General features: G+C 32.4%; 20 protein-coding genes, 1 tRNA gene and 1 pseudogene. 16 read left to right on the top strand and 6 right to left on the bottom strand.

Annotated features, from left to right (window positions below):
• Positions 1–3: 3 nt before the first annotated feature.
• The gene (locus E0F76_RS17810; RefSeq protein ID WP_132009427.1) at positions 4–1,662 is read right to left on the bottom strand and encodes a peptidase domain-containing ABC transporter; all 1,659 of its coding nucleotides are present in this window, start codon (positions 1,660–1,662) and stop codon (positions 4–6) included.
• Positions 1,663–1,696: 34 nt separating this feature from the next.
• The gene (locus E0F76_RS17805; protein WP_132009424.1) at positions 1,697–2,374 is read right to left on the bottom strand and encodes a TetR/AcrR family transcriptional regulator; all 678 of its coding nucleotides are present in this window, start codon (positions 2,372–2,374) and stop codon (positions 1,697–1,699) included.
• A gap of 156 nt (positions 2,375–2,530) precedes the next feature.
• Here E0F76_RS17805 and E0F76_RS17800 point away from each other — a divergent pair, with 156 nt between their 5' ends.
• On the top strand, positions 2,531–3,769 hold the full coding sequence (locus E0F76_RS17800; protein ID WP_132009421.1) for a DUF445 domain-containing protein: 1,239 nt from the start codon (positions 2,531–2,533) through the stop codon (positions 3,767–3,769).
• Positions 3,770–3,827: 58 nt separating this feature from the next.
• Here E0F76_RS17800 and gpmI read toward each other — a convergent pair whose 3' ends face one another.
• Together gpmI and E0F76_RS17790 are read right to left on the bottom strand one after the other, a co-directional pair.
• Positions 3,828–5,345 (bottom strand): 2,3-bisphosphoglycerate-independent phosphoglycerate mutase, encoded by a 1,518-nt coding sequence (gene gpmI / locus E0F76_RS17795; protein ID WP_132009418.1) that lies wholly within the window; start codon positions 5,343–5,345, stop codon positions 3,828–3,830.
• 142 nt (positions 5,346–5,487) lie between these two features.
• Positions 5,488–7,881 (bottom strand): DUF5916 domain-containing protein, encoded by a 2,394-nt coding sequence (locus E0F76_RS17790; protein ID WP_132009415.1) that lies wholly within the window; start codon positions 7,879–7,881, stop codon positions 5,488–5,490.
• 186 nt (positions 7,882–8,067) lie between these two features.
• Here E0F76_RS17790 and E0F76_RS17785 point away from each other — a divergent pair, with 186 nt between their 5' ends.
• Both E0F76_RS17785 and E0F76_RS17780 read left to right on the top strand, forming a co-directional pair.
• A complete protein-coding gene (locus tag E0F76_RS17785; protein ID WP_132009412.1) occupies positions 8,068–8,796 on the top strand; it encodes a murein L,D-transpeptidase catalytic domain family protein in 729 nt (242 codons plus the stop codon).
• 236 nt (positions 8,797–9,032) lie between these two features.
• Positions 9,033–9,105: transfer RNA gene (locus E0F76_RS17780), tRNA-Gly, on the top strand.
• A 31-nt stretch (positions 9,106–9,136) separates the two neighbouring features.
• Here E0F76_RS17780 and pepE read toward each other — a convergent pair.
• Complete coding sequence (pepE, locus tag E0F76_RS17775; RefSeq protein WP_181954053.1) at positions 9,137–9,844, bottom strand: dipeptidase PepE; 708 nt, start codon at positions 9,842–9,844, stop codon at positions 9,137–9,139.
• A 144-nt stretch (positions 9,845–9,988) separates the two neighbouring features.
• Between pepE and E0F76_RS17770 the strand changes: the two genes are divergently transcribed.
• The 4 genes and pseudogenes from E0F76_RS17770 to E0F76_RS17755 all read left to right on the top strand — a co-directional run bounded on the left by E0F76_RS17770 (position 9,989) and on the right by E0F76_RS17755 (position 12,727).
• A complete protein-coding gene (locus E0F76_RS17770) occupies positions 9,989–10,753 on the top strand; it encodes a peptidase associated/transthyretin-like domain-containing protein (protein WP_132009406.1) in 765 nt (254 codons plus the stop codon).
• 78 nt (positions 10,754–10,831) lie between these two features.
• The gene (locus E0F76_RS17765; RefSeq protein ID WP_246022107.1) at positions 10,832–11,596 is read left to right on the top strand and encodes a carboxypeptidase-like regulatory domain-containing protein; all 765 of its coding nucleotides are present in this window, start codon (positions 10,832–10,834) and stop codon (positions 11,594–11,596) included.
• Positions 11,597–11,684: 88 nt separating this feature from the next.
• Positions 11,685–11,924, top strand: a pseudogene (locus E0F76_RS19800) (Sec-independent protein translocase subunit TatA/TatB); the annotation flags it as partial.
• Between the two features lie 239 nt (positions 11,925–12,163).
• Complete coding sequence (locus E0F76_RS17755) at positions 12,164–12,727, top strand: phosphatase PAP2 family protein (RefSeq protein WP_132009400.1); 564 nt, start codon at positions 12,164–12,166, stop codon at positions 12,725–12,727.
• 149 nt (positions 12,728–12,876) lie between these two features.
• Here E0F76_RS17755 and E0F76_RS17750 read toward each other — a convergent pair whose 3' ends face one another.
• Positions 12,877–13,518, bottom strand: coding sequence for an O-methyltransferase (locus tag E0F76_RS17750; RefSeq protein ID WP_132009397.1), 642 nt, complete (start codon positions 13,516–13,518; stop codon positions 12,877–12,879).
• Between the two features lie 71 nt (positions 13,519–13,589).
• On the opposite strand from E0F76_RS17750, the gene rlmN reads away from it, so the two are divergent.
• From rlmN to E0F76_RS17705, 9 genes are all read left to right on the top strand, one after another.
• Complete coding sequence (gene rlmN / locus E0F76_RS17745) at positions 13,590–14,633, top strand: 23S rRNA (adenine(2503)-C(2))-methyltransferase RlmN (protein WP_132009394.1); 1,044 nt, start codon at positions 13,590–13,592, stop codon at positions 14,631–14,633.
• 10 nt (positions 14,634–14,643) lie between these two features.
• Positions 14,644–15,219 (top strand): Crp/Fnr family transcriptional regulator, encoded by a 576-nt coding sequence (locus tag E0F76_RS17740; RefSeq protein WP_132009391.1) that lies wholly within the window; start codon positions 14,644–14,646, stop codon positions 15,217–15,219.
• Positions 15,220–15,351: 132 nt separating this feature from the next.
• Positions 15,352–16,068, top strand: coding sequence for a pirin family protein (locus E0F76_RS17735; RefSeq protein ID WP_132009388.1), 717 nt, complete (start codon positions 15,352–15,354; stop codon positions 16,066–16,068).
• A gap of 7 nt (positions 16,069–16,075) precedes the next feature.
• Positions 16,076–16,360: a GNAT family N-acetyltransferase gene (locus tag E0F76_RS17730; protein ID WP_132009385.1), complete on the top strand. Its 285-nt coding sequence runs from the start codon at positions 16,076–16,078 to the stop codon at positions 16,358–16,360.
• A gap of 2 nt (positions 16,361–16,362) precedes the next feature.
• Positions 16,363–16,770, top strand: coding sequence for an OsmC family protein (locus tag E0F76_RS17725; protein ID WP_132009382.1), 408 nt, complete (start codon positions 16,363–16,365; stop codon positions 16,768–16,770).
• Between the two features lie 2 nt (positions 16,771–16,772).
• A complete protein-coding gene (locus E0F76_RS17720; protein WP_132009379.1) occupies positions 16,773–16,997 on the top strand; it encodes a (4Fe-4S)-binding protein in 225 nt (74 codons plus the stop codon).
• Positions 16,998–17,277: 280 nt separating this feature from the next.
• Positions 17,278–17,805 carry a YceI family protein gene (locus E0F76_RS17715; protein WP_132009376.1) on the top strand — a complete coding sequence of 176 codons (528 nt, stop codon included), beginning with the start codon at positions 17,278–17,280 and terminating at the stop codon, positions 17,803–17,805.
• Between the two features lie 197 nt (positions 17,806–18,002).
• Positions 18,003–18,875 (top strand): ACP S-malonyltransferase, encoded by an 873-nt coding sequence (gene fabD, locus E0F76_RS17710; protein WP_132009373.1) that lies wholly within the window; start codon positions 18,003–18,005, stop codon positions 18,873–18,875.
• A gap of 214 nt (positions 18,876–19,089) precedes the next feature.
• On the top strand, positions 19,090–19,321 hold a 232-nt coding region (locus E0F76_RS17705), incomplete at its 3' end, for an ISAon1 family transposase N-terminal region protein (protein WP_456236441.1).

Genomic DNA, 19,321 nt, shown 5'->3' with positions numbered 1-19,321 from the left:
CTCTTATTTATTATTATCCTGTTGAATACTTCCGTTTTGAATGACAATGGAACGGTTGCATTTAGTTTTCCAATATGGGTTTTTTGAAGTAACAATTATCGTCCAAGGGTGTTCTTTAGCAGTAATAAAATCAATGATTTCATTTGCCGTTGCATCATCCATTGTATCGGTAGGGTCTTCGTAAAATAAAATTTTCGGTTTGTGAATAATACTTCGCACCAATAATAATTTCTGAGCATTAGACGCTGATATTTGCCTTCCTTCAGGAAAAAGAGTTGTGTCCAATCCTTTTGCTAATGATTTAATATAATCCGAAAGATGTATTCCTTCTATTGCCCATTTTAGCGTTTCTTGGTTAACATTAGGGTCATTGAAAGTTATGTTTTCTAAAACTGTTCCTTCAAATGGAGTTTCGCCATATATTACACTTCCTATTTGTGAGCGGTATTGTCTTAGATTTATTTTTCTAAAGGTTTCATCATTAATAAAAAATGATCCAGAAGTGGGTTGCATTAATCCTGATAAAACACGAATAAGAGTTGATTTTCCTGAGCCATTTTTTCCTTCTAAAAAGATATGTTCATTCTGATTTATTTTTAATGAAATGCCTTTTAATGTTTTTTGTTTTGAATCAGGAAATTGAAAACTCAAGTGTTCTGTTTCTAAAGTGATATTAGTGTAGTAATTGTCATAATTTTCTTCACTATCCTCTTCTAAACTCATATCGGTAACTTGGCCTATTTTTTCTACAGAGGTCAAAACATCGTAAAAGGTTTCTAGTCCAATTATTATTTTTTCTACAGATGAAATTACTAACAAAATAATGATTTCTGCAGCTACAAATTGACCAATATTCATTTCTTGAGACAATACCAAATACCCTCCAATGGTTAATAAACTAGCCGTAATCAGGATTTTAAATAATATTAACTGAGTGAATTGTCTTTTGATAACATTGAAATGTTTTTCTCTGTAATTTAGATATTCTATAACCAAATCGTCATTTTTGTGCAATGCAAAGTCGTAGTTCAGTTCGTTTCTGAAACTAAAATTATTTCGGGCAATTTCTTGCAGCCAGCCTGCAACTTTATATTTGTATTTTGATTCTTTTAAACTGGTTTCAAGTCCCTTATTGTAGGAGAATTTAAAAATAAAATAAAGCAAACCAAAAAGTAATATTCCAAAAACTATAAAATACGGATGATATAAGGATAGTAAAATAATTCCAAAAACAATTTGTAAAATAGCCGCCGAAAAATCGATTAACAATTTTGAAGTTCCTTTTTGTATCGTTAAAGTGTCAAAAAAACGATTGGCTATTTCTGGCGGATACGAATTATACAATTGATCAAAATTGATTTTAGGCAAACGCGCGGCAAATTCAAAAGAGGAACGCACAAATATTTTTTGCTGTAAATTTTCAGTAATTCGAAGTTGCATGATTGATAAAACCCCAACTAGAGCTACGCCAACTACAACTAATACAATCAGCACAATCCATGATGCACTCACTCGACCTGACTGAATAAAATTGATAATTGCTTGGATTCCTAATGGCAATGAAAGACTTATTAGACCTGCAATTATAGCATAAAAAAAGAGTTGAGTAACGTCCTTTTTGTCTAGCTCAAGTAAATTATAAAAACGTTTTAATGGTGTCATATTAATGGCAGTTTTTTGATAACTATTATAAATCTTATTCTTTTTTTAAAATACGTTCTAGAAAATCTAAATAAAATGTGGTTACAGAAATTGTTTCATTACAATCGGTAATTGTATTTAAATGATCTTTTAAAAAATGCTGATGCAAACTTCCTTCGACAATGGTAGAGACAAGACTTTTGGCGAATACATAATCAGGATTCACTTCGTTAACTATTGCAACAATTCGGTTAATTACTCTTTTGTAAACCAAATAATAACCTTCCTTATTGTCTTGGTCTACTTCTTTGGTGTGCATTGTTTTTGAAAATTCAGCTATTATTATTTTGTTTAAAACGGCTTCATCTATATGTTCCGTCATTAAATCATCGGTAATACTATCCGTTACAATGGCGATGGCTTTTTTTAATTTAGCAAAAGGATCAGTAATATTAGTAGTCGCAATTACTAAATTATATTCCACCCAACCCCAATACCAAGAGGATAAATAAATCATTAATTTGTGTTTGTTTTCAAAATAACGATAAAGCGAACTTTCGTTGGAACCGATACGTTCCCCTAGTTTTTTAAAGGTAAAATGTTCAAATCCAATTTCATCTATTAATAGGATACTGTGTTGAATTATTTTTTTTCCTAAATCGGAGGTTTCAGGATCTTTTAGATACAGTTTGTGGTTAACCTGAATTTTTATAGTACTTAGTATGGGTTGCATGATTGCATTTTTTTAGTGCAAATATAATAGTATCACTGTTAACTTTAGAATTTTTAACTTTTATTTTTAAAACAAATACTTTTAGAAGAGTTTTACTTTTGATTGAATAACAGATTCTAATCGGTAAATTAGCATACAATTTAAAAAAGAATCGCCATGGCTATGATAAATGAATCGAATGTAAATAAAGAAGGTAGTTTAGCTAAAATGAAACGTATAGCTTTGATCGTTTTGGGTTTTGCTGTACTTTGTTTTTTTGTGGGACATTATTATAAAATAATTTGGCTGAAGGCTTTTAGTGAAGCGGCAATGATCGGCGGTATTGCAGATTGGTTTGCTGTTGTGGCTTTGTTTAGACATCCGTTAGGAATTCCGATTCCGCACACTGCTTTAATTCCAAAAAACAAAGATGCGATTGGTCAAAATCTAGGTAATTTTGTATCGGATGAATTTTTGATAAAAGAAAAATTAGAAGTGAAAATTGATGAATTTAATTTTGCAATCAAAGCAACGACATGGCTATCGACTAAAGATAATGCTACTAAAATAGCTGGATTAGTGGTCGAAAATCTAATTCCAGGTATTCTTAAAACAGTAGACGATGAAGATGTTAGACAGTTTATCCAAACGCAATTTGAAGTTAAATTACAGGAAATGAATTTTGGAGAATGGCTTGCAGCGGGATTAGCATCTTTGTCCAAAAGCGAAAAACAAGAGCAATTAATAAGTAATATGCTTAAAATTTTGTCCGAGGAATTGCACGACAACAAGGAAGTTATTCGAGAAAAAGTAAAAAAGTCCACACCTTGGTACACTATGGGAATAGTCGATAAAAAGTTAGCAGACGGCATTTTTAATGGGTTATATGATTTTATTGATCAGGCCAAAGTCCCTAATAGTTTGATCCGAAAACGCATTGATTTGTATGTAGTGAATTTTATTGAAGAATTAAAAAATTCCCCTGAAATGCAACAAAAAGTAAATTCGTTAGTAATTGAGTTTACTCAAAAAAAAGAAGTACAAGACTACATCAGTTCCATTTGGGAGAAATTAAAAACCGAAGTCACAACTGATTTAGAAAAAGGCAACAACTCGAAAATAAAAATGAGTTTAACTACTATGATTTGCAATTTTGGAAAAAATCTTCAGGAAGATCCAGTGATGATTGCTAAAATTAATGATTTTGTAAAAATAGATTTACTAGGGATTTTGATTCGGAACAAAAAAGCTATTGGGGATTTAATTGCCCATTCAGTCAAAAGTTGGGACAAAGAAGAAATCTCCAATAAACTAGAATTAGAAATCGGGAAGGATCTTCAATATATTCGAATTAACGGAACTGTGGTAGGTGGCTTGGTGGGACTTTTAATCTATGCTGTAGAACAGTTTCTATAAACAAAAAAGGCTACTCTTTTGGGGAATAGCCTTTAGAATAATATATATTTCGTTGTTCTTATAACAAAGAATGTTGGGTCATAACTGCTGGTTTTTCGATTCCCATCAAATCAAGAATAGTTGGAGCGATATCACCCAATACACCATCATGAATTGTTTTTAATTCTGGATCAACTAAAATAATTGGTACAGGATTAGTCGTATGCGCTGTATTTGGGCTACCATCAGGATTAATCATTGTTTCACAGTTCCCATGATCGGCAATTATTATTGTGGTGTAATCATTGGCCAAAGCCGCCTCGATAACTTCTTTAACGCAAGCATCAACAGCTTCACAAGCTTTTATAGCCGCACTCATAACTCCAGTATGACCAACCATGTCGCCATTGGCAAAATTAAGACATACAAAATCAACTTCACCTTTGTTTAATTCAGGAATCAAAGCATCTTTTAATTCAAAAGCGCTCATTTCAGGTTGCAAATCGTAAGTGGCAACTTTTGGTGAGTTTTTAAGGATTCGGCTTTCGCCAATGAAAGGTAATTCACGACCTCCAGAAAAGAAGAAAGTCACGTGTGGATATTTTTCTGTTTCAGCAATTCGAATTTGTTTTTTATTCGCTTTTTCTAAAACCTCTCCAAGAGTTTCTGTAATGTTGTCTTTGTTGTAAACTACTTTTACATTTTCGTAGGTTTCGTCATAGTTTGTAAGCGTAACATAGTACAATTTCAATTTGTGCATGTTTTGCTCATGGAAATCTTGTTGCGAAAGCGCTTCAGTTAATTCACGACCTCTATCTGTTCTAAAATTAAAGAAAATAACCACATCATCCTCCTGAATAGTTGCAACTGCTTGGTCATTTCCATCCACCATAATCATCGGAGCAATGAACTCATCAGTGATATGGTTTTTGTAGCTTTCTTTCATAGTTTCGACAGCGTTTGTCGAATGAATTCCTGTAGCGTTTACTAATAAATCATACGCTAATTTCACTCTTTCCCAACGTTTGTCTCTATCCATTGCATAATAACGACCTACAACAGATGCTAATTTTACTGTCGTATTTGAGATGTAGTTTTCTAAATCCTGAATGTATTTTTTACCTGATTTTGGATCCTCATCCCGGCCATCAGTGAAGGCATGTACAAATACATTTTGTAAACCATAATCTTGTGTTGCGTCTATTAATCCGCGCAAATGAGAAGTATGAGAGTGAACTCCTCCATCAGAAAGTAATCCTAAAAAATGAACTTTTTTATTATGTAGTTTGGCATATTCGAATGCGTCAACAAGTACTTGTTCTTTTACCAAACTTTTATTAGCAACAGCTAAATTTATTTTAGCCAAATCTTGGTATACGATTCTTCCAGCTCCAAGGTTCATGTGACCTACTTCGCTATTTCCCATTTGACCTTCTGGAAGACCAACATGTAAACCATCGGTTCTCAATTGTGCGCTTGGATATTTTGTATAAAGACTGTTTATAAATGGAACATTTGCATTATCAATTGCAGAAACTTTAGGATCAGGAGATTTTCCCCAACCGTCTAAAATCATTAAAATCACTTTTTTGTTCATAATACTAATTTTTTTTGCAAAGTTAAAGTATTTCTTAAAATTAGTATCTTACTAAAACCACAATTTGTACAAAAAATGTATAATTAAACCAATAAAGAATAAAAGTGAATTAGAAGCAGAATTTTCTTAAAACAATAACGTTTTAGTGTTTTCTTTTTAAGGAATTGTAATCAATATAATAACGAAGACTAACGGATAGAATATTTGTTAGATTATTATTTAGTACATTCGAAAAGTTAGTTCCTATATTTTTTTCAACAAATTTGGTATCCTCCAATGCAAAATTACGATAAAGGACCACAAATTCACTTCCAGGGGCAAACCACCAAGAGTAGGACAAATCAAAATTCCAAGAATTTAAATTTCTATTTTTGTTTAAAGCATAACTAGAGTTTGGCAATAAATGCCCGTCGTCTTGCAAAGTAAGAAACTCGTGATTTTCAGCATAAGACCAATAATATCGCGCAGTAAGATTTATCGTCATCTTGTTGGATATTGCATATTTACCTTCAAAGTCGCTTTGAATGATTTCGCGATTGCGCTCTGCAAAAATAATAGATGCATTTTCAAAACCTACCCAACCTCTATCATTTGTTTTCAGCCAATATTGTTGACCTATACCTACAGATAATTTGTTGTTAAATCTGTAAATTGCTCCAGCATTTAAATAAGAAGTTGCTCTTTTGTCCTCGTCAAACTCGGTGACACTTCCTTCAATATAATAGTTAAATGACTTGTTTACATTAGATGAAAAACCTCCATAGATATAAAAACTTTTTGGGATAAATGAGTATTTTCCTGGAGTGCGAGGCTCGTAGAAATCGTATTTAACGAAAGGATTTAATTGAAAAGAAAGATTTATAGAGTGGTTTTTTAGTGTTGTAGCATTAAAAGTAGTTTGGTACCAGGCTTCTTGTAATTTATTTGTAGTGTTTTCTAGATCGATATTTATATTTTGATACGCTCTAAAAGTGTTAAACATCTTAGTTGGGTTTACGATTCTATAACTTGTCTCTGCAAAAGCGTTTTTATAATTGTTTATAAATAAAATCCCCAAATCATTGGTATCATAATTTTTAGATAGGTATTTAGCACTTAAAGCATACCTGTATTTCCCTCTAGTTTTAGCAAAACCTAATTGGGTTTTAATACCATTTGAATTCTCAACATCGTTAATTTCACTGTACTTAAAATCCCCACTCAGGTTGTACTTGTTGGTTTTAGTATTCAAATCGAATAAAACTGCAGAAACATTGGCATCTCGAAACTCACCTCCTCTGAAGGTGTTCGTATTTATGAATGATACCGAAGAATTTTGATTGAATCTTTTATCTAATACGAATATATTATAATTTGTTAATGGCTGTATAACTTCCTTACGTGTTACATTTGTGTCAGTATTTAAAATAGTAGCATACGTTTTCTCAGTAATGGCATTCATAAAACCAATTCCTAATCCGTTTTCTGTGCGTCCAGAAATTTTCACTGCATTTATTAAATTTACCGTATTGGGGTATTTTGTAATCACTTCTTTTGTTCCTGTTACAGGATACATTGTAGGCGTCCCTCCAATTCTTCTGGAATAAAAAAGATTTCCTTTAGTAAACAAATCAGTTGATTCAGTAAAAAAAGGCCTATTTTCATTAAGTTGTTGCTCAAAAGGTTCGAGATTTAAAATAGCATTATCAAATTTGGTTTGGCCAAAATCAGGCACTAAAATAGCATCAAGAGTAAATGCATCATTTATCCCATATTTTATATCAAGTCCCGCCTTGAAAGTTTGATCGGACCCACTGTTGTCCTGCTGATGATATGCCGAAATATAAGGTATAAAGAAGAGGCGGGTTGGAGTTTTAATATTTTCAATCCCTTCAAGAATTCCTTCTTGAGTAATTTCAGATTTGATTTTAGTATCAACATGATTCCAAGTATATTTTTGATAGTCACGTTTTATTTCACGCATAAAATTCAAACCCCAAGTCTGTTTTTTTGCTTTTGAAAAGCGAATTGCAGCATAGGGTATTTTCATTTCAACTGTCCATCCTACATTTGTCAATTTTACTTTACTAAACCAAATAGCGTCCCAAGAATAATCTTCCGAGCCTTCTGTTGCAATACAATCTGATTGTACTCCAGCAGCACTTATATAAAATCTATAATCTTGTTGACCATCATTGAATCCATTTATTGATACAGAAAAAACATCCGAATTTCCAAAAACATCACGATTAGTTAATTCTTTAGAAATTTCATTAGGCTGGTCATCATACAACAGAGCAGAAATGTATAAAGCGGTATTGTCATACAGAACTTTTACTTCTGTTGTCTTAGAATTGCTAATTGGAATACCGTTGTCTGGTTCAAACATAATAAACTCAGAAGCAATTGGAGCAGTTTTCCATGATTCTTCCTCTATCTTACCATCTATGTTGATGTTTTCGATGGTGGGTTTTGCAATTAAAATCTTTTTTTGACCATAAGTACACATACAAATAAATGCCAAAAATATGGTAAATGAAAAGTAATATTTAGGCATATTGTTCTGTTAGGGTAAACAAATATAATATAATTAGCACAAAAAGCGAAAAAAGATTGAACTGTATAAATTTAAAATTACTTTAAAGAATCATGAAATCATATTTTTTTCTTAAATAGTTGCATTTAGCATGTTTCAAATGTATATTTACAGTCCTAAATATAACATATAACCTAAACACAATCAATGATATATAAGATATTTCCTCCTGTTTTATTCTTAATTTTTTCTCTTTTTCCTAATAAAGAGATTCCCACTACTTCAACTATTACTATTAATAAAAAACCAGATGTCTCCATTTCTTTAGAACCAAGTTCCGATTCTAATATAGAAATGGTTTATGACAATTTACATTCTAATCAGTTTGATTTACCTAATCTCGAAAGTTTTAAAGAAGCTTTAAAAGGATTTTATAGTCTAAAAGACAAAGGATTAATCCAAAAAGACATATTGACCTTAGTAGATTTTAGCATGTCTTCTAATACTAAAAGGCTTTGGGTAATAGATTTGTCAACGAATACTATATTATATAATTCTCTTGTTGCTCACGGAAGAAACACTGGAGAAGAATATGCAAGCAGTTTTTCAAATTCTAATAGCTCTTTTAAAAGCAGTTTAGGATTTTATGTGACAGGAGAAACGTATAATGGCAAACACGGAATGTCACTTAAACTAGATGGAATTGAAAAAGGAATAAATGATAACGCAAGAATTAGAGGCGTAGTGATGCATGCTGCAGATTATGTTTCAAAATCATTTATAAAATGCAATAAACGTTTAGGAAGAAGTTTAGGCTGTCCTGCTATACCTGAAGAATCATTAAAAGGAATTGTTAACACAATAAAAGATAAATCTTGTTTATTTATTTATCACCCTTCAAGAGGTCCCAAAGCCTTTTCTGCTTTGTTTACCTAGAATTTGAATATAATTAGCTTTCAACATATTTTTAATTCCATTTTTTTGTATGGATTACAATCTTAAAGGGAGTTAGGCGCTACTTTTATAAAAAAAAAGCTTCATGACTATAAAAAATAAATTTATAATGATTTAATTTTAAAACCATTATAAATTTATTTCAAAAAGTTTTAAAAAAAATTAAAAAAAAATTTGCAAACAACTTTAATTCTTATGTATATTTGCACCACAGTAATGCGAAAGTAGCTCAGTTGGTAGAGCTCCAGCCTTCCAAGCTGGTTGTCGCGAGTTCGAGCCTCGTCTTTCGCTCTAAAAACCTCAAACTAAAGTTTGGGGTTTTTTATTTTATATAATTTACGTTAGTTTCACTATCAATTTCTATTGGTAACAGGTTTTTTCTAAAAAGGCGTGCCGTTAAATCTCCTTTTAATACAATAGCATCTCCTTTTACATCCAGCCAACTTCCTTCTCTTAATCCTAAAACAGGAGCGTTATTAAATGAATGGAACTCATTTATTCGGGTTTCACGAGTTTCTCCCATGTGTTTTGATTCAAGATCTGGATCAAGATAATGCGGATTCAAATTAAATGGAATTAATCCTAAAGTTTGAAAACTCGGTGGATAAATTATTGGCATGTCATTTGTAGTTTGCATAGTTAGCCCACAAATATTACTTCCTGCACTCGTTCCTAAATAAGGAATCCCTCCTTTTACCGCATCAGCAAGAACTTTCATTATATTGTTTTTGTATAATTGCGACACTAATAAAAAGGTATTTCCTCCGCCAGTAAAAATTCCTTCTGCATTAGTTATTGCTTTCGTCACATCTTCAAATTCGTGAATTCCTTTTACATTTTTATCTATTTTGCCAAATGCCAAAGCAACTTTCGAAGTGTATTCTTCATATGAAATACCTCCTGGTCTTGCAAAAGGAATAAACAATATTGTTTTGCAATCTTTAAAATGAACTTTTAATTCTGGAAGTAAGTAATCTAAATAATCTCCACCGTGAAGTGTAGAAGTACTGGCGATAATAATGTTTTTCATCTGTTTTCTAGGAATAATTTTCCTTAAAGGTATAAAATACTGCATTTTATTGCGTTTTTATTAACAAAGTTTTACCATGGCATTAATAAATAATTTGGATGGAGTTGAGATACTTTTACAGAATCACTTTTTTGATTGTACTACATGCGTTCAACATTTCTTTTCTTATTTGTTCTAACTATTCATTCTTGTTTTTCCCAAGAACTGGCAAAAGTTAAAATCAAAGGGGCAATAAGAGCCAATACGCATGATCTAGAAGGCATTTATGTTATAAATTTAAAGACTGAAAAGTCTACAGTTACTGATAAAGAAGGCTTTTTTGTTATGGAAGCTATCCCTGGTGACACTCTTATTTTTTCGGCAATACACCTAAAAGAACTTAGAATAGAATTGACTCCAAATAATTTTCAAAAAGAGCTGTTTGATGTAAAAATGGAACTTAGAATTAATCAACTAAATGAAGTCTTGATTAATCGTTATGACTATATAAATGCAGTTTCGCTTGGAATTTCCCCAAGTGGAATAAAACATCTTACTCAAGCAGAGAGGCATTTAAAAACCGCAACTGGATTAAATGCTACTGCGTCTGCTGGATCTATGGCGGGCGGTTCTGTATCTTTAGACCCGCTTCTTAATCTTATTTCAGGAAGAACAGCGATGCTCAAAAAAGAACTTGAAGTAGAAAAAAAATTATCTTATATGCAACTTATAGATAATATGTTTGATGAAACCTACTTTCGAAAAAATCTAAAAATCCCTGCTGATTATATTAAAGGATTTAAATATTATATGGTCGACAATCAAAGATTTACGAATGTATTAAAGACTAAAAACAAAATAACAATCGATTTTTTGATGGGTGAATTATCGATTAAATATATTGAAATCATAGCGTGTGAGAACGAATAATTCACTAACTTTAAGTGTTTCTATTAACTTTAGTTTTACATGATAGTCTTTAAGCTCAAAAATTTAACCAACTCACACATGATGAAAAATAAAATTGGAATTCTTTTTTTGTTTTTATTTTATCAATTTTCCGTAGCACAAATATTGACCAGAATACCTTTGCGAGGCCAAGTAGTAAACGATTCAATTCAAATCGATAATGGAATAGTTTTTAATATAAACGCAAAAACAGGAACGGTAATAAGCCCTAAAGGATATTTCACAATATTGGCAAAAGTAAATGACACCTTAGTATTCTCAAGTCTAGCTTTCAAGTCAAAAAAAATCAGACTTAGTTCAAATGAATTTTCCAATTCTTATTTAAGGGTAAAATTAGAAATTTTTGCAAAACAATTAATTGAAGTTGTTGTTTTTGCCAAAAAAGGAATTCACCCAATTGAAGGAAACACTCAAGCAATTGTGGATAAACAATATTTTGATGATGAGAAATCTTCATCAAAAAACAGAGCTATGCCGCCAGATGGAACCATTGAAAACGGAATGGATTTTGTTCGTATGTACAAAGACATTTTGAAAATCCTCCAAATAAACAACCCTGAAAGGACTGATTTTATTACTCCAGCTAGTTTTACTGAAGTTGCGATGAAAACAATTAGTTATAGTTTTTACACCAATACATTAAAACTTAAAGAAGATGAAATTGGACTTTTTCTTATTTACTGCGAAAACGATTCCAAGTCAAAAACACTTCTAAAACCAAAATCAAAAATTGAATTGATTGATTTTCTTATTACGAAAAACGATGAATTTAATGCTATTATCACTTCTGAAAATGAAAAATAATGTGTAATTTGTAAATGTTAAATATTTATAAATTAATACATTTAATCCCTTCGCAAGTTTGTAACTTTGTAACTTAAAGAAATCGATTATGTTTGGAATAGGAGGAGGCGAATTAATATTCATTTTATTTGTTGTGTTAATGCTTTTTGGATCTGATAAAGTACCAGAAATTGCCCGCACAATGGGAAAGGCAATGGCGCAATTAAAAAACGCAACCAATGACATTAAAAATGAAATTCAAAAAGGAGCTGAGGAAAATGGTTTGGATAAAAATTTATTGAGCGATATAACAAGTAGCGTAACATCAGAAATTAATAAGACCAAAGATAATTTGATAGGAAATAACTCAGACTTAAAAGGAATCAAAGATACTTTTACAACTGAACTTGACCAAACAAGAAATAGCATATTGAGTGAACCAACTAATTCAGCTAGTAACAAAACTGCTCCAAATGAATCAGAAAGTGATACTACAATAACCAAAGTTTCGGATGAAGTTAAAATTCCTACTGAAAAAAGCGCCGAAGTTATCGAAGAAATAACAGGTCCAATAAAACGTAAAAAATAATGTTGGATAAAATTTTGTCACTTGACCAAAAACTTTTTGTTTACTTAAATAGTTTGGGCTCCGAAACCTTTGATGGCCTTTGGTTGTTAATCACAAAACAAACATCTTGGATTCCGTTTTTTTTAGTGCTGTTGTACTTCATTTACAAGAAAATTGGTCAAAAACAAACCCTCTATTTATTATTATTTATAGCTCTTTTATTGGTTTTTACAGACCAAACAACCAATTTGGTCAAAAACACTTTTCAAAGACTTCGACCTTGTAACAATCCAGAAATCAGTCCTTTTATCAGAATTGTACAATCAAGATCATCATTTAGTTTTTTCTCAGGTCATGCGGCTAATACTATGGCGGTTGCCTCTTTTTTATATCTTAACTTCAAACGTGATTATAAATACTTAGGATTCTTGTTTTTATGGCCGTTAATTTTTGCTTATAGTAGAATATATCTAGGATTGCATTATCCGTTAGATATTTTATGCGGCTATTTTTTTGGCGCTCTTTTCGGATTTGGAATTTTCAAATTGTATAAAATAGCTCAAAAAAAATATTTCCCTATTTAGTTTTACCAGAAGCTTTTCCTGCTATCATCCCAAATCTTTGGGCTTAAAATGGTTTTTTCTACCCTAAAAAAGGAGCTTCCGTTGGTCGCTCTTTTTTAGCAAGAAAAAAATCCATTTTCATCCACAAAGGATTTTCCTTTCTATCAGGGCTACAAAATCCTACTTACCGTCAATCCGTCACGAATGGGTAATAAAACCGTTTCTACTCTTGGATCGTTTTTTAGTAATTGATTGTATTCCAATAAAATCTTAGTACTTATGTCATTTTTCTGTAATGGTTCCAATACTTTTCCGCTCCACAAAACATTATCGGATAAGATTATTCCTCCTTTATTCATTTTCGGAACGATCAATTCAAAATAATTAATATAATTTTCTTTGTCAGCATCGATAAAAACCAAATCAAATTTCAAATCTAAAGTTGGAATTATACCAATAGCTTCACCAAGATGTTGCACAATTTGATTTCCCCAAGGCGATTTGTCGAAATATTTTCGCTGAAAATCGACCAATTCCTCTTTGATATCAATAGTGTGTAGGAATCCATTTTCTTGCATTCCTTCGCACAAACACAAAGCAGAATAACCAGTGTAAGTTCCTATTTCAAGAATATTCGTAGGACGAGCTAATTTTGCTAGCATACTTAAAACTCTACCTTGAAAATGACCACTAAGCATTCGAGGCAATAAAATTTTCTGATAGGTTTCTTTGTCTAAAGCTGCAAGTAATTCAGGTTCATTTTCAGAGTGTTTCTCGATATAATTTTCTAAATCTTGGGAAATGAAGTGCATTTTTTTAATTTTTAGCAAAGTTATCAAATTATCAAATGAACAATTCAACAAATAGTCATTAAATTTGCAGCATGCAAATCGATAAAAAAGACATCAGAGCCCTATCTAAAATTCAATTACGTGATTTTTTTGTTGCCAATGGCGATAAATCCTTTCGCGGAAATCAAGTCTATGAATGGTTGTGGAGCAAAGGCGCACACAGTTTTGAGGATATGACCAATGTTTCAAAAGCAACTCGCGAAATGCTAGAGAATAACTTTGTTATCAATCATATCAAAGTTGATACCATGCAACGGAGTGAAGATGGAACAGTAAAAAATGCAGTTCGCTTACACGATGGTTTAGTAGTAGAAAGTGTTTTAATTCCAACTAATACCAGAACTACAGCCTGTGTTTCTAGTCAAGTGGGTTGTAGCCTAGATTGTAATTTTTGTGCTACGGCACGACTAAAAAGAATGCGTAATCTGGAACCAGCTGAAATTTACGACCAAGTAATTGCCATTGACAAAGAAAGTCGTTTGTATTATAATCATCCCTTGTCGAATATCGTTTTCATGGGAATGGGTGAACCGCTTATGAATTACAATAATGTAATGAAGGCCATCGAAATGATAACTTCGAATGAAGGTTTGGGAATGTCACCTAAACGGATAACGGTTTCGACTTCAGGTGTACCTAAAATGATTAAAAAATTGGCGGATGATGATGTAAAATTCAATTTGGCTGTTTCTTTGCATTCTGCAATCGACGAAATTCGTTCTCGAATTATGCCTTTTAGCGAAAGCTTTCCTTTGGCGGAATTGAGAGAATCATTAGAATATTGGTATAAGAAAACCAAAAGCAAAATTTCCTTTGAATATGTAGTTTGGAAAGGGATTAATGATGATAAAGCGTCTATTGATGCCTTAGTAAAATATTGCAAATACGTCCCTTGCAAAGTAAATTTAATCGAATACAACCCCATCGATGATGGCGAATTTCAACAAGCTTCACAAGAATCGATAAACGAGTACATTAAAGCGCTCGAAGCTGCGGGAATTGTGGTGAAAGTTCGAAGAAGTCGCGGTAAAGATATTGATGCTGCTTGCGGTCAATTGGCCAATAAAGAAGCATAAAATTAAAACAATGCCGTTAATAATTGAAAATTTATCCAAACACATAACTCTGACACCGCAAGAGCAAGAGCTTTTTTTGTCTAAAATAGAAATCAAACAGTATAAGGCCAAAACCATTTTGCTTAATGCAGGCGAAATCTGCGCGACTTCCTATTTTGTCAATTCCGGCGTATTACGAAGTTTCAATATCAACGACAATATTGTAGAACATGTTTTGAGTTTTGCTTGCAGTGGTTGGTGGATTGGCGATATGTACAGCTTGCTTTCACAAAAACCCGGAAACCTGTTCATTCAAGTTATAGAAGATGCTGAAGTGGTCTTACTATCCAAAGAAAACCAAGAAATTTTATACCAGGAAATACCCAAACTCGAACGCTTTTTTAGAATCCTCATCGAAAACTCATTAGTCGCATATCAAGAACGATTGATGGATAATTTAAGCTTAACAGCCGAAGAACGCTTCGAAAAATTCTGCTCTAAACATCATGATTTAATTCAGAAAGTACCCCAAAAACAAATTGCCTCTTATCTTGGCGTTACTCCCGAATTTTTTAGCAAGATGAAAAGTAAGCTTTTAAGAAAGTGATCCGTTTTCAGCCCAAATGCAAACTGAATACTGCCAATCACCATTACAACTACATTTCTTAATCTAGATTAAGTGCCTTTTACTTAAATCAAACGTAAATTTGTATAAAAATAATCACTAAATTTATACATTATGGCAACTACAGTTTTACACAAAGCAAATACAAGAGGACACGCAGATCACGGATGGTTAAATGCTCATCATAGTTTTAGCTTTGCCAGTTGGTACAATCCAGATCGTTTACAATTTGGCGTGCTTCGTGTTTTGAACGATGACACCGTTGCTGCAGGAATGGGTTTTGGAACTCATCCGCATGACAATATGGAAATTATTACTATTCCACTCGAAGGAGATTTAGCTCACAAAGACAGTATGGGAAATACTGAAGTCATAAAAACAGGTGACATACAAGTAATGAGTGCTGGCACTGGAATTCAACATAGCGAATTCAACCCGAATGCGGATCAACAAACCAAATTATTCCAGATATGGTTGTTTCCAAAAACTAAAAATGTAACACCTCGTTACCAACAAATCACTTTAGATGCATCTGAACAAAAAAATAATTTTGCTCAAATACTTTCTCCAAATCAAGATGATGAAGGTGTTTGGATTCATCAAGATGCTTGGTTTTATTTAGCTGATTTTGATGCTGGTTTTATTAAAACTTATACTGTGAAAAAAGAAGAAAACGGCATCTATGTTTTTGTAATTTCCGGCACAATTACTGTAGATGGTCAAGAATTAGAGACTCGTGATGGATTAGGAATTACCGATTTTCGCACTTTAGAAATAAAAGCTACGACCGATGCGAAATTCTTATTGATGGAAATCCCAATGAAACAATAATAAAATCATGGAAAACGCAGTGCAATTAGAAGTAAACGACAAAAAAGGTTTTTTTTATATTGCAATTGATGAAAAAATAGCTGCTAAAATGACCTTTGTTTTTGCGGGACCAAATAAAATTATTATTGACCACACCGAAGTAAATGAAGCATTTAAAGGGAAAAATTTTGGTAAAAAGATGGTTGCTCAGGCAGTAGAATTTGCAAGAGAAAATAACATTGTCATAATACCACTTTGTCCTTTTGCTAAAAAGGTTTTTGATAAAACTCCCGAATTTAAAGACGTTTTATAATTATGGAAAAGCTATTAGAAGAAGACATCCAAGGGAAGATTGGGTCTCAAAAATACAAAAGTACCATTACATGGCGAAAGGGCTCCTTTTTCATGGACGAACCAACAACAGTAGATGGTCAAGACCTTGGGCCAGACCCGTTCACTGCTCTTTTAGCTTCATTAGCGGGTTGTACCTTATCTACCTTACGAATGTACATTGACCGAAAGGGCTGGAACATTCCAGAAATAAATATTACGCTAAATATGTCACAGGAAACTGATTCGGAAATAACAACAACCATTACGCGTTCTATCAGTTTTCCGACTCCAATTGACGAGGATATTAAAAAAAGATTGTTAATCATTGCTGAAAAATGTCCCGTTTCTAAAATATTAAAGAATCAAATAGTAATCAACACTTCTTTATAGCTATGAATCCAAACGACATCAAAAAAGAATATACAAACGGTGAAGTAACCGTTGTATGGCAATCAGGAAAATGCATTCATTCTGGCAACTGTGTTAGAAACAATCCAGCAGTTTTTCAACCCAAAGAACAACCATGGATAAAGATTGATGCTTCATCCACTGACAAAATAATTGAAACTGTTCAAAAATGCCCGTCAGGCGCTTTGACTTTTTACAAAAACAAATAAGAGCATTTACTTTTAAACATTCATTTACAATGCAGTCTACTTTTCAAGTAAATTGAAATAAAGAAACTTTAATAAAATGAAACTGATTCCACGAATTTTCACAAAGTAATTAGCTGTGAAAATTTGTGGAATCTGTGTTTAGAAACAATCTTTGAATTTAATTGGGATACACCAATTTAATTATCTGTTATTTATTTCTTAATCTAGGTTAAGTGCTCAAACTTAATTGTCGTAGTAAATTTGTCTTATCAAAATAACTTAACAATTAAAAAATAAAATTATGGCAACTACAAAATGGACAATTGACCCGACACACTCAGAAATTGGATTTAAAGTAAAACACATGATGTTTACCAATGTATCTGGGAAATTTGGAACTTATGATGCAACAATCACTACTGAAAACGACAACTTTGAAAATGCGACTATTGAATTTTCGGCAGACATCGATTCCATCGATACCAATAATACCGACAGAGACAATCACTTGAAAAGTGGCGATTTTTTTGATGCTGACAACTATCCAAAACTAACCTTCAAAGCATCTACTTTTACAAAAAATGGAAACGATTATGAATTAACAGGCGATTTGAAATTAAGAGACATTACAAAATCAGTGAAATTCCCTGTTGAATTCAGCGGCTTATTAACAGACCCATGGGGAAATACCAAAGTTGGTTTGAATATTGAAGGAAAAATCAACCGTAAAGATTGGGGATTAAACTGGAATTCCGCTTTAGAAACTGGAGGCGTTTTAGTTGGAGAAGAAGTGAAACTTAACATTGATTTGCAGTTTGTAAAGCTGTAATTTCATTATAAATTTTATATCAACCTCACAGATTTTATAATTTGTGAGGTTTTTTTATGCTAAAAAGATTATTTTTGCCTGCTGTTTTGTTTCCATTTTAAATAAACTTAAAAAATCAAGCCTTAAATTTAAAACAAAAAATAATGAAATGCCGAAAGGTATTTCGCCTTACATATTAAAAAAACAAAAAACTAAAGATGAAAGCATACGTATTTCCAGGTCAAGGATCACAATTTACAGGAATGGGCAAAGACTTATATGAGAATTCTGAATTAGCAAAATCACTATTCGAACAAGCAAACGAAATTTTAGGTTTTCGTATAACCGATATTATGTTTGAAGGTACTGTCGATGAATTGAAAGAAACTAAAGTGACCCAACCTGCTGTTTTCTTACACTCAGTAATTTTGGCAAAAACACTTGGAGAAAACTTCCAACCAGAAATGGTAGCGGGACATTCTTTGGGAGAATTTTCAGCTTTGGTTGCCAATGGAACTTTGAGCTTTGAAGACGGGTTGATATTGGTTTCGAAACGTGCTTTAGCAATGCAAAAAGCGTGTGAATTAAAACCATCAATTATGGCTGCGGTTATCGGATTAGAGGATCATATTGTTGAAGATATTTGCAACTCAATCGACGGAGTTGTGGCGGCAAACTACAACTGTCCGGGACAATTGGTAATTTCAGGAGAATTACATGCGGTAGAATTGGCTTGCGAAAAAATGAAAGAAGCAGGTGCAGTTCGCGCCTTATTATTACACGTTGGCGGAGGTTTTCACTCCCCAATGATGGAACCAGCGAGAGAAGAATTGGCAGCAGCCATAGAAGCTACGACATTCGCAACTCCTATTTGCCCTGTGTATCAAAACGTAACGGCAACAGCTGTATCGGACCCAAATGAAATCAAGAAAAACTTAATTATCCAATTGACTGCTCCTGTAAAATGGACACAATCTATACAACAAATGGTAGCCGATGGTGCAACTTTGTTTACCGAAGTAGGTCCAGGAAAAGTTTTGGCCAGAGTTATTGGAAAAATTGACAAAGGAGTAGTGACGGCACACGCTTAAAATAGTATTTACCATTCCAGTTGCAATGTTCAATTATTACGAGTAGTCAACGAATTTTAAAAAAAGAATCCTAAAAATCTTTGCGATATTTTAGGATTCTTTTTTGTATTAAAAACTAATTTTTTATAAACTTATTAGAAATTAATCTGGATCAAGTCTAAAAGTTGTGGGGAAATATTAAATTTCGATATTTGTATTTCAAAATTATATAGAAATGCAAGACTCTTTTATTGAACTTCTCAAATTGTTATTACCTGAAATTATTGTTGATTATTTCGAACTTACTTCCTATAAAAAAGGGGAAGAAATTCTTCATCTTTATTTAAAAGAGATCAATTCTATACCCAAAGAATATCGTCAAGCTAAATTAAGCTCCAAAGGTTTTTTTGATGAGATAACTGTTCAAGACTTTCCTATTCGTGGACATCAGGTTTATCTGCACATCA

It is taken from the genome of Flavobacterium cellulosilyticum (genome assembly GCF_004349355.1).
GTDB classification, from domain to species: Bacteria; Bacteroidota; Bacteroidia; order Flavobacteriales; family Flavobacteriaceae; genus Flavobacterium; species Flavobacterium cellulosilyticum.
Note: the sequence above shows the minus strand (reverse complement) of the source record. Positions and strands in the feature narration are given on the sequence as shown.